Origin of the sequence: Alitiscatomonas sp. (assembly GCF_037242085.1) — a bacterium.
In the GTDB taxonomy this organism is placed as follows: Bacteria; Bacillota; Clostridia; order Lachnospirales; family Lachnospiraceae; genus Alitiscatomonas; species Alitiscatomonas aceti.
Map to the genome: position 1 here is coordinate 1 of NZ_JAXXBR010000123.1, position 11,170 is coordinate 11,170.

10 protein-coding genes and 1 pseudogene are annotated in these 11,170 nt (G+C 54.3%); 5 read left to right on the forward strand and 6 right to left on the reverse strand.

Features of this window, described 5'->3' with window-relative positions; all coding sequences use genetic code 11:
• The 4 genes from WIH05_RS12530 to WIH05_RS12545 form a co-directional block, all read left to right on the forward strand.
• Positions 1-1,199, forward strand: a 1,199-nt coding sequence (locus tag WIH05_RS12530; RefSeq protein ID WP_337425462.1) for an iron-containing alcohol dehydrogenase, incomplete at its 5' end; no start/stop codon positions are given.
• A gap of 78 nt (positions 1,200-1,277) precedes the next feature.
• Entirely contained in the window at positions 1,278-2,135 is an 858-nt protein-coding gene (locus tag WIH05_RS12535) for a DUF3737 family protein (protein WP_055269858.1), read from the forward strand.
• A gap of 22 nt (positions 2,136-2,157) precedes the next feature.
• A complete protein-coding gene (locus WIH05_RS12540; protein WP_055269856.1) occupies positions 2,158-2,697 on the forward strand; it encodes a flavodoxin family protein in 540 nt (179 codons plus the stop codon).
• Between the two features lie 21 nt (positions 2,698-2,718).
• Positions 2,719-3,468 (forward strand): NADPH-dependent oxidoreductase, encoded by a 750-nt coding sequence (locus WIH05_RS12545; protein ID WP_055269855.1) that lies wholly within the window; start codon positions 2,719-2,721, stop codon positions 3,466-3,468.
• A 60-nt stretch (positions 3,469-3,528) separates the two neighbouring features.
• Here WIH05_RS12545 and WIH05_RS12550 read toward each other — a convergent pair whose 3' ends face one another.
• From WIH05_RS12550 to WIH05_RS12570, 5 genes and pseudogenes are all read right to left on the reverse strand, one after another.
• Positions 3,529-5,079, reverse strand: coding sequence for a hypothetical protein (locus WIH05_RS12550; RefSeq protein WP_337425463.1), 1,551 nt, complete (start codon positions 5,077-5,079; stop codon positions 3,529-3,531).
• Positions 5,080-5,098: 19 nt separating this feature from the next.
• Entirely contained in the window at positions 5,099-6,307 is a 1,209-nt protein-coding gene (locus WIH05_RS12555; protein ID WP_055269851.1) for a GNAT family N-acetyltransferase, read from the reverse strand.
• A 231-nt stretch (positions 6,308-6,538) separates the two neighbouring features.
• Positions 6,539-7,249 carry a TVP38/TMEM64 family protein gene (locus WIH05_RS12560; RefSeq protein ID WP_036630078.1) on the reverse strand — a complete coding sequence of 237 codons (711 nt, stop codon included), beginning with the start codon at positions 7,247-7,249 and terminating at the stop codon, positions 6,539-6,541.
• A 65-nt stretch (positions 7,250-7,314) separates the two neighbouring features.
• Positions 7,315-8,337 (reverse strand): GNAT family N-acetyltransferase, encoded by a 1,023-nt coding sequence (locus WIH05_RS12565; protein ID WP_337425464.1) that lies wholly within the window; start codon positions 8,335-8,337, stop codon positions 7,315-7,317.
• A gap of 53 nt (positions 8,338-8,390) precedes the next feature.
• Positions 8,391-8,549, reverse strand: a pseudogene (locus tag WIH05_RS12570) (MATE family efflux transporter); the annotation flags it as partial.
• Positions 8,550-8,637: 88 nt separating this feature from the next.
• Here WIH05_RS12570 and WIH05_RS12575 point away from each other — a divergent pair.
• On the forward strand, positions 8,638-9,465 hold the full coding sequence (locus WIH05_RS12575) for a MerR family transcriptional regulator (RefSeq protein WP_055269846.1): 828 nt from the start codon (positions 8,638-8,640) through the stop codon (positions 9,463-9,465).
• A gap of 106 nt (positions 9,466-9,571) precedes the next feature.
• Here WIH05_RS12575 and WIH05_RS12580 read toward each other — a convergent pair whose 3' ends face one another.
• Entirely contained in the window at positions 9,572-10,666 is a 1,095-nt protein-coding gene (locus tag WIH05_RS12580; protein WP_055269844.1) for an aldo/keto reductase, read from the reverse strand.
• Positions 10,667-11,170: the final 504 nt, after the last annotated feature.

Below are 11,170 nucleotides of genomic sequence, written 5' to 3' on the forward strand. Positions count from 1 at the left end.
ACAATGAGCAGGAGGTAACAACCATGATGAATTTCAATTTTTACAATCCGACCCGTCTGCTGTTTGGAAGCGGAAAAATAGGCGAACTGGGTGCGCAGAAACTACCTGGAAAAAAAGCCCTGCTACTGATCTCGGCCGGGAAATCTGCCAAGGTCTCCGGCGCCCTGGATAAGACAGTGGAGCAGCTGAAGGCGGCCGGTGTGGAGTATGTGACCTGCGCCAACATCCGCGAAAATCCGACGAAAGAGCTGGTTATGGAGGCTGCTGAGGCAGCGAAGGCCAACGGCTGCGACTTCATTGTTGCGCTGGGCGGCGGTGCGGTGCTGGACTCCGCTGTGGCGGTGGCGGCTATGGCCACCAATCCCGGCGATCTGTGGGACTATGTAAACGGCGGCACCGGAAAAGGTCGGCCGCTGGTGAACAGACCTCTGCCGCAAGTCACTATTGCCCTCACCGCTGGTACTGGTTCGGAAATCAATAACTGGGGTGTAATCTCCAAAACCGATACCTATGAAAAAATCGGGTTCGGCGGCACGCCGGAGCTGGTGCCTGTACTGGCGGTAGTTGATCCGGAACTGATGTGCACCGTGCCCGCCCAATACACCGCCTATCAGGGGTTTGACGCCTTGTTCCACAATACCGAGGTGATGATGTCGAACGGCGCCAATATCCTCAGCGAAACCCTGGCCCTCTCCGCCATTGAGAACATCGCCAAATATCTGCCCCGTGCGGTGAAGGATGGGAACGACCTGGAGGCGAGAGAGCGTGTGGCCTACGGCAGCACCATCGCCGGTATGACGATGCAGCTCACCTCCACCACGGCCCAGCACTCCATGGAACACGCCATGAGCGCTTATCACCCCAACCTGCCCCACGGAGCCGGTCTCATCATGATCTCCGTGGAGTTCGCCCGATACTTCATTGAGCGTCATGCCTGCGACGGGCAGTTTATCAAGATGGCCCGCGCCATGGGAATTCCGGAAGCGGATAAGGCAGAGGACTTCCTCACCGCTTTGATCCAACTTCAGAAAGCCTGCGGCGTGGACGGTCTGAAAATGAGCGACTATGGTTTTGCCAAAGAGGAAGCCCTGACCCTGGCGGTCAACGCCCGTGAGACCATGGGCGGCCTGTTCCTTGCTAACCCCTGCGAACTGCCCGACAAGGCGTGCGCCGAGATTTTTGAAAGGGCGTACCGCTGAGAGCAACCCATCGGATTGGAAAACAGCAGGCAGGCGTTTCGGAGCGCCTGCCTGCCTATCAGCATGGAGAATCATTTTATGCAAATTATTGAACACCAGCAATTCGACGCGGAACGCGCACTTTACGGCAGTTCCGGGCTTACCGTGCGGAACTGCCGTTTTGACGGCCCTGCAGATGGGGAGAGTGCCCTGAAGGAGAGCCGGAATATTGTGGCGGAGCGGTGCTTTTTTAACCTCCGCTATCCATTCTGGCATAACCATAATCTGACGATCCGCGACGGAGAAATGACGGAACAGTGCCGTGCCGCCCTGTGGTACTCCGAGCAGGTCCATATTCTTAACACGAAACTGTACGGCATCAAGGCGGTGCGAGAGTGCCAGGATGTGACCATTGAGGAGTGCGATATCCGTTCTCCGGAGTTTGGATGGTCTACAGATGGCATCCGCATGACGGACAGCACCGCCCAGAGCGAATATTTCCTTATGCGGGCCAAAAATGTGGACTTCTCCCGTGTGACCTTTCAAGGGAAGTATTCGTTCCAGTACATGGAACATGGAGCTTTTGCCAACTGCCAGTTTGACACCAAAGACGCCTTCTGGCACGCCAAAAACATCGTGATCCGGGACAGTGTTGTGAAAGGGGAATATCTGGCCTGGTACTCGGACGGCCTGACCTTCCTCAACTGCAGGATCATCGGAGCACAGCCCTTCTGCTACTGCAAGAACTTAAAATTGGTCAACTGCGAAATGCTGGATACCGATTTGTGCTTTGAAAAATCCGAGGTCGAGGCCGTTATCACTACGCCTGTTATCAGCATCAAAAACCCCCGTGCCGGTACAATTACGGTTCCATCCGTAAGCGAGATCATTCTGGACGACCCTGATGCCAAAGGACAAATCAAAACAATACAACCGGGCAGCGGCGCTTGCGCCTGAGTCTGCAAAAAGGAGAAAAAACATGAGTAAGAAAGTGTTAGTCATTACTTCCAGCCTGCGGGCAAACAGCAACTCGGACGCTTTGGCCGACTCCTTTGCCGATGGCGCCAAATCCTCCGGCAACACGGTGGAGGTCATCAGCCTCAAGGACAAAAGCATCAGTTTCTGCCGTGGCTGCATGGCTTGTCAGAAAACGCAGAAGTGTGTCATTCGGGATGACGCGATTGAGATTGCGGAGAAGATCAAAAACTCTGATGTGGCGGTCTTTGCTACGCCGGTTTATTATTATGAGTTGGCCGGCCAGTTGAAAACTTTGCTGGATCGGTGCAACCCAATTTTTTCCTCAAACTATGCGTTTCGGGATGTTTACCTTTTGGCAACCGCCGCAGATGAAGATGAGAGCGCCATGGGGGGACCCGTCAAAGGTATGGAGGGCTGGGTCTCCTGCTTTGAGAAAGCCCGTCTGGCCGGAACAGTCTTTGCCGGGGGCGTGGATGGCCCAGGTGCGATTCACGGGTATACGGCCCTCCAGACAGCCTATGAAGTGGGCAAGGCAATTTGATGATGGATCGGGGGTGCCTTTATGAATGAAGTGCTCCAAACGCTACTGTCCCACCGCTCCATCCGAGCCTATCAGAATAAACCAGTAGAAGCGGACCGACTGGAGCAAATCGTAAAGGCGGTACAGGCTGCCCCGAACTGGGTGAATCTCCAGCACACATCCATAATCGTCGTGCGGAACCAGGAGCGACGGGAAAAATTTGCGGAACTTTGCGGCGGCCAACGTCATATCGCACAGGCTCCAGTTTTTCTGGTGTTCTGCGCGGATTTCTACCGTACCTGGCTGGCCTGCAAGGGAAGAGATCAGGAGTTTGACTCCGTGGTAAGCCAGATCGACAACCTCATTGTTGGGGCAAACGAGGTTGGGATCGCTCTGGGAACCGCGGTGGCCGCCGCTGAATCCTTTGGTCTGGGCACCGTACCGATTGGGGACATCCGGTTTCACGCGCTTGCGGTGATCCGGGAATTGGAGCTTCCCAGATATGTTGTCCCCATGCTCGGTTTATGCGTAGGGTATCCAGCAGAAGAACCTGGACAGAAACCTCGCCTGCCGAAAGAGGCGGTCTGCTTTGAGGAAAAATATCATCCCGACCTGAGCGGGCTGCTGAAGCAATATGACGGGCAGTATGCCACATATCTGTGGGAACGTCCCCGTAACAGCCGGATCGGGGACTGGACAGAAATGGCCGCCGACTTTTACCGGGCTCCCTACTGCCACTACCCGGAGGTACCGGAAATGCTGGCACAGCAGGGATTTCTGTCCCTAGAGTAAAGAAGCATATCTTGGATATGCTTTAGCAGCCAATCAGAGTACAGGCGCCTCAGCCGTATTCTATCTTCCAGATATGGAACGTTTGGCCTCATTTGACGGAATCAACTCCAGGGTCATGTCCTCAAACTGCTTTTCGTGGAAAATTATCCGCCATTCCACATCCTCCACCGGAGCGAAGCGCAAGGAAGAACAGGCCGCCCGGAGCTTTCCCTGTTTCTCTCCAGCCAAAGTGGATGCCGGGCCATCCACACCGCCGATAAACCCGATCACCACTGCGGACGAGGAAACCTTCGGCTGAGCCGGGGCGCAGGGGGCTTGCCTTGGCCGATCTCCGTCGTCGCAGTCCGCAAGGCTCATGACGCCGTCCGGAAGTTCCGGCGCAACAGTATAGCTCATGGCGACATAGTGCTCCGGGTACTCCGTCCCTGCCTCCGCTATACTGCTCATGTCCGCCGTCCGCGCCACATATTCCTGTACCGTCAGCGTGTGTTCTTGACCGCGGTATGAAAATGTAAAGGTGTCTCCGGGGCGGGAAACCATGAAATGCGGGCCTGGAATCGAGACGTTTTCCTGGATCATGGACACCGCAAGCGTGCGGAGTTTTGACGGCCACTTCGTCGCCCAGGGGTAACTGTAGCGCCAGATCATCCACCCGAAGTTCGTGTCCAATCCATAGTGATTCAGGACCAGTTTGCTTTCATAATCGACGGCTTCCGGCGGCAGGCAGGGGTTATAGGAGGTTCCGCAGCCGCAACGCTGGCTTAGTTTCCTTCCGTTCAACCACAATACAGAGTCAAAGTCCATCTGCATCGGATTATCCAGCTCCAGCCGCATCCGCTCATCCTCTGAAAACTCCCGGGATGCCTCATTTTCAATGCTCAGGTCCCATTTCTCCATAAATACCAGGATGTCGGACGGCTCAACCCTCATGCAGAAATCAACCACAAGTCCCTTTCCACAGACATAGACGGAGGGGATCAGCCAGTGATGGCCGGCCCATTCAAATTCTGTTTGGACAACCAGTTCTTTTCCAGGACGGGTTCTATTACAGCACTCCCAAAAGCTGCCTTCAAAATAGACGTTCCACTCCGGTGTCTGCTGCGGAGCGTCCGGGTTCATATCCGGATCGTAGAACTCCTCCGTGTATTTGATTTGACTGTAATCGAAGGAATCTTGCAGCTCCCGGAGATACTGCCAGGGATTGTTCATGGGAGTAAGGCCGGTCTGCTCCGCAATTTGAGCCAGCACCGCCCTCTGTTCCTCCGTAGCCGGATTTTCACGCAGGAATGTCTCAAACCGCTCCTGATCCCACTGCCACGCCTGTTCCAGAGCCGCGCTGTTTCCGCAGGCCAGAAGCAGCCGCAGGAAATCCGAGAAATCTGACGCCAGAGGATGCACATAATGAGGAGCCGGATTCATGGGGCTGACCGCAAAAACCATTTCGCCAAATCCCCGGATAAAACAGTAATGGATGCCGTCCACTCCGGCCCACCCTATGATCCTGGCTCCTCTGGGCTTGCAGAAATAGGTAAGGCCACCCGCCCCTTTCTCAATCTCCAGCGGCGCAAGGTCGATTCCTTTCTTCAAAAAGGCTCGATATGTGTACCGCAATGATATGGCCCCCTTTTGTTTAGAAATAGTCGGATATATAGGGCGGCTGCTGCTCAATCGCGTCCTCCAGCATGTCAATCGTCTCCCCGCCGGCGTGGATTCTCCCGATTTTGGCGAGGTAGTCCGGGCGCTTATAGCCCATCAGCATGGTCGTCATGGTCTGGATGCTGATGCTGTCGGCGCACGGCTCGGAGATCTTCACAGCCGTCCCCCTGCCGTCCTTTGATATCTTCAGCAGGAACGAGCCCTGGTTGCACTCCATGATCGGGTCCGTCATGGAGAATCGCCACTCCCGCTCCGTATCGTCCGCCTTGAAGGGATAGTCCGCGACGAACGCGGGGAAATCCACAATCCTCGCCATATAGTAGGGGGAGATGGACTCCTTGATGCTGGCGTCCTCCAGCAGGAAGGCCAGCGGCTCGTCCGTATAGGTGCTGCCCTCCACCCGGTCGATCATGGAGAAGTGGGCGGAAACAAAGTTCCACAGCCCCGTGCGGGCCTCCTCATGATTGAAAATCATGTCCTTGATATAGAACACTTCATTTTCGATCCAGTAGATGATATACCCGTCCGGCTCCTCATTCTCGTTATAGTAGATTGCCGCCATGATATCGTCCCGGTCCCAGAGCCAGTATTCGTTCCAGGCCAGCTCATCCCGGAGGATGGCTCCGTGGGTATGCTCGGCAAAGCGGGCGTAGGTCTCCTTCAGTTCCTCGCTGTCCGCCTTCACCCGGCGCACGCTGCCGGCGACCTGGTGGTTTTTCGGAAGCTGATAGTCCTTGATCTCATACGAGATCTTGTCCGAGATCAGTTCCCAGCCCTTTCGCCGGTAATAGGGGATCGAATAGGGGTAGAGATAGCAGATATACTGCTTTTTCTCCCTCATGTTTTTCAGGGCCTGCTCCAGCAGCTTGTGCATCAGGCCCATATTGGAGTATTCCGGGTAGGTCCCCACTCCCGTCAGGCCGCCCATGGAATAGGTCTTCCCAAAAACCTTGACGCGCATCGGATAGACCGCCACCTGGGAAACCAGGGTGTCGCCGTCAAACCAGCCGATCACGTCCGCTTTCTGCATGGTTGGAAATTTCGCCCGGATGATCTCCTTCTCCTGCCAGCCCACGGAACTGAGTTCCTGATCCGTCACCTGGAATACATAGCGCAGCAGGGCGTTATATTGTTCCAGATACTCATTGCCTACCGGCCGCATTTTCAAATCTTTTTTATTCATCAAGAATCACCAAATTCTCCGTTTCATACAAAATATATCCATCGTTATAGTATAGGGGAAGTTCAAATAAAAGGCAAGCCGCCCCGCGGCCCAACACAATCCCAGTTGTCTCAAAACAGGATTACGCCCCAACAAGACAGCGCCGCCAGAAATCCGGAAGCGGCCGCCTTGTTGGGGCTGTCCACAGTCGCTATTCTCATTGAGCCAAAGAGGCCGGAACCTCTGCCGCAATCAGCAGGCCGCATCATTGCCTTTCCGCCGGGACAGGCGCTTCAGGATGGCCGCCTCGATCTGATCCCCATATTTCATCCCCAGAAGAAACAGGGCTAACCCCGCTACACCAATCAAAACCATCGCCCACGGAGAGATATGAAAGGCGGCGCCGCCCAGAGCGCTGGCAAAGAGCAGTCCCCAGGGGCGGGCAAGCAGGACGATCACCGCAAAGCGGCGGAATGAGAGCGAGGACAGGCCGGCCAGGATGCACAGAAGATCGTCTGGGAAAAAGGGGAAAAGGAACGCCAGAGTGAGGAACACCGGAGCCTTGGTCTGGAGGATCTGCTGATATTTTTCAGACAGCCTCCGGCTGACAAAACGCCCGGCAAAGTCCCGGCCCAGCACCCGGGCCAACCAGAACAACAGCAGGGAACCGGCGACTACTGCGGCGAAGGTGAGGAAAAAGGAAGGCCATGTTCCAAAGAGAACACCGCCCGCGGCAGCGGTAATATTGCTGGGGATCGGAGCCAGCACGACAGAGAGAAATTGGAGCAGGAAAAAACACAGGTGGGAGTATGGCGCAAAGTCGTCAATGTAGGCCCGCAGGGATTCCTGAGAGGACGCCGCCTGGAAAAAGCCGGTGGAGTATAGGAACCATCCACCTCCGACAATCAGAAGCCCCGCTGCGGTCAGGAAGAGAATACGCTGTCTGGATTTCGTAAAAGACACCTCTTTATCGTTGAGCCGTGAAAGGCATTTTATCACACGTGAAGGGGAAAACGACAGAAACTGTCTTAACATTCTGTGAAGGAATCGTAAATAAACATGGTCAGGGTCCCGGATTTTCCCTTTGCCGCAAAGGTGTGGACGCGCTCCCCGCGGCGCTCCATGCCCCGGCGCTCATAAAACGGGTAATTGCAGGTGGTGTCTGTGAACAGGAAGAAATTGCTGATCCGCCGGTCCCTCATGTAATCCTGCGCGGCCTCAAACAGCTTCCTCCCCAGGCCGATGCCCCGGTATCTGGAATCGACTGCAAAGAACGCGATCTCCCCCTGGTACTCGGTCTGGGTGTCCTGGAGGAGCTGCCGGTCGATTTCTTCCACGCCAGAAAAGAACCTGGTGACCATACGCCCCTCTTTGGACAGGAACAGCGACGCCACGGAGAGGAGCATCCGCAGTCTGAGGCGGAGCGGGCATCTCTTCTCCCTGCGGTCTTTGACCATGATGATTCCCATCGGGACTTCATCCACCAGCGCGACCTGGGTAAAGGTCTGATTGGTGAGGCAGCTGTCTAGATAGGCCCTTGCCAGCTTCTGCGCCGTCTTGGGGGAGGCAAACTTGTCATACTGCCACGTCTCCCGGATGATCCCGATCAAGGCCGGGTGGTCTGATGTCTGGTATTCTCTCAATACGATCTGTCCATCCATTTTGTTTTCTCCATTTCTTCTTTCCAAAATCGTCTGCGGGATCTCCTGATACCGCTTCAGCACATAGTCCCGCTTTTTTGTGAACCACCGGTACTCTGTAATCAAGGCTCCGACCACAAACAGCGCACCTGCGATCAAAAGACTGTGCTGGAAGCCCGCCCATTTCAGGACACAATAGCTGATGCCGGACGAGAGCAGCGCGGCGGCCAGATAAATACCAATCGCATACTGCTCCACCTTTTGCGGCGGCAGGGTGAGAAAGAAATCGTCCCACTTTTCGGTATTGACCCCGAACTGCTTCCCCTTCAGCCAAAGGAGCAGGACAACCAGCCCCAGACCGCTCCACAGGCACAGAAGCCATTTTCCCGCGATTACGGCCAGCAGAATCACCAGCTTCAAAATACTCCCCCCTGGAATCAATAGCAGTAGCGCCGCCAGTATTTCACGGCGGACAAATCGCGGGTTCCAATCAGGTTCGAGACGAACAGCCCATCTACCATCGTATAGAAGGACATGAATACGCTCATGGCGATGGTGGGGACTGCAAATCTAAGAATGTTTGTCAGGGTGGCGGGGCTGCTGTATGCAATTTTATTCTGCACGAAAATTCCTCCTGCTTCTTGTCATAGTTACCGGCATGGAGTATCATAATCCGTACAGTTACCGGACGGTCAAGGGGGTTTTTGAAAAATGTCGCGGGAAAAACCGAAGCTGTTTACCATCGGCCAGTTTGCCGCTCTGCATGAGATCAACAAAAAGACGCTCATGTGGTATGATGAGATCGGGCTGTTCAAGCCTGCGTTTATCCACGAAGAAAATGGGTACCGGCTATACAGCTATTACCAGAGTACGGAGCTGGAGGTGATCCTGCTGCTCCGGGACATGAACGTGCCCATCCGGGATATTCAGGAATTTATGAAAAACAGGTCCGCTGGGAGCATGGCGGACCTGCTCCGGGATAAAATCACAGAACTGGACCGGACGATCCAGGGGCTGAAGGCCGTCCGGTCAAAACTGTGCAGCCGCCGCCGGGAGATGACCGAACTTTTGGACCTGGACCTCTCCGAGATCTCCCTCATTGAGCGGGAACCGCAGTATCTGGCGACGGTGCAAACATCACCGGAAAAGTCCCTGGAGGATGAGATTGAGCTGATTCTTGAGCAGACCAAGAAATATCAGCTTCCGCGTATGTACCAGACTCCCTACGGCTCCATGCTCCCGGTGGAAAACCTCCTGGCCCGGAGGTTTGAGGACTACTCCAAGCTGTTTATCGAACTGCCGGACACGCAGAACAGGATGGGACTCCACAGGCGCCCCGGCGGGGTCTATTTGCGGGCATTCTGCATTGGGAATTGGGACAGGCTGCCTGCCCGCTATGAAGCAATCCTCCGCTACGCAGAGCAGCACCATTTACAGTTCTCCGGCTATGCCTATGAGATTGGGATCAATGAACTGGTAATCGACAGAATCGAGGACTATATTACAAAAATTGAAATCCCGGTTTTGAATTTTAATTGACAACAAAAAGGCCAGAGTGCAGCAATCTGAAAAGATCACCGTTCCCTGGCCTCTTCATACTCTATTCGCCGGACTATGCGTTTTATGCCGCAATTTTATACCCAGTTTATTTTCCAAAGAACGCTGCAATTTCCTTCATCCGAGCCACTTGCTGAACATGGAAGGGGCAGCGATTGTCACAATGACCACACCCTATACAGTCTGTGGCGTGCTTCTCCAGCTTGCCATAGTGATCTTCCGCCATAGGGTCTCCGATTTTAGCCAGGTCATAGTATTTATTGACCAAGCCAATATTAAGCCCCGCCGGGCAAGGGGCACAGTGGTTGCAATATACGCAGGTCCCTGTAGCATCCCCGGGGGTGAAAGTGCCCAGGATGGAGTAATCCCGCTCCTCCGGCGAGGCGTCTATCCATGCCAGGGCGTCCTTCATATCCTGGAGATTTCGGATGCCGGGCAGAACCGTAAGCACGCCGGGCTTGTCCAAAGCGTACTGGATACACTGGATTTTGGTGAGCGCCTTGCCGAAAGGAGATGTTTTTGCATTCAGCAGCTGGCCGGCGGAAAAGGGCTTCATCACAGAAATACCGATGCTCTCCGCCTCACAGCGGCGATAAAGTTCTATCCGTTCTCTCACACTGCCGATAGCAAATTCTCCGTGCTGGTAATCATAAGATGGGTTGATTGAGAACATCATCTGTTCCACAAGGCCTGTATCCAGGATTTTCTGGGCCAGGCCGGGCGTGTGCGTGCTCAGACCGATGTGCCGCACAGTCCCGTTTTTCTTCATGTCCAGCAGATAGTCCAGTACGCCGTTTTTCTGATAGGCAGCCCAGTCCCGTTCCTCATCCAGACAGTGAATCATGCCGAAGTCGATGTAGTCTGTTTTGAGTTCTTTTAACTGCCAGTCCACTTGGCGCTTTACCGTGTCCAGATCCGTGGTCCAGCCATACTCGCCAGTCTCATAGTTGGCGCCAAAATGGATCTGGTAGAACAGCTCCTTCCGCACGGCCCCCAGAGCCGCTCCCGCGTAGGGAAAGGTTCTGGCGCCAGCGGTGGCGAAATCCAAATAGTTAGCGCCGTGCTCATAAGCATAGACCAGAGCTTGGACGGCCTCTTTCTCTGTAGTATCAAAAATGGGGCCAGTGCCGATACCGATCACACTGATCTTATCACCCGTCTTGGGGTGAATGCGGTATTCCATAATGTTTTTCCTCCCGTAAAAATGCCCCGCCATGCAGCTTTCGACGGTGGGCGCTGTTTTGCACAAGTCAGCCTGCGGCCGGTTTTCCCAGAAGAAGTTCTCCTGTTTACTCAAAGGGGGCGGCACCAGTCCGGCCGCAGAGCCTCTCAGTTGTTTCCCGCAGACCGTTCCAATGAAACAGTCATATTTCCAATTCCCTTTCGTTTTACCTGCTGCTCTCAGTGGAACGACCGCAGGAGCCTTGCGATAAATGTCTTTACAATCTCATACACGGAATAATCGATATGGTTCACATGAGCCAATTTCATGGCCTCCAGCTGCTTTTCTGTGTGTGAGGTGTAGGGATAGATACCGAACAGGAAAGGAAAGAAGGCATAGATAAAATTCTGAATATCCCCCGGCGTCATGCCGGGGAAGAATTTTTCCAGGCAGCAGGTGACGGCACGCAGTATTTAATACTTCAAAGAAATAATAATTATTCTGTATTGAAGCATTCAAATCAAC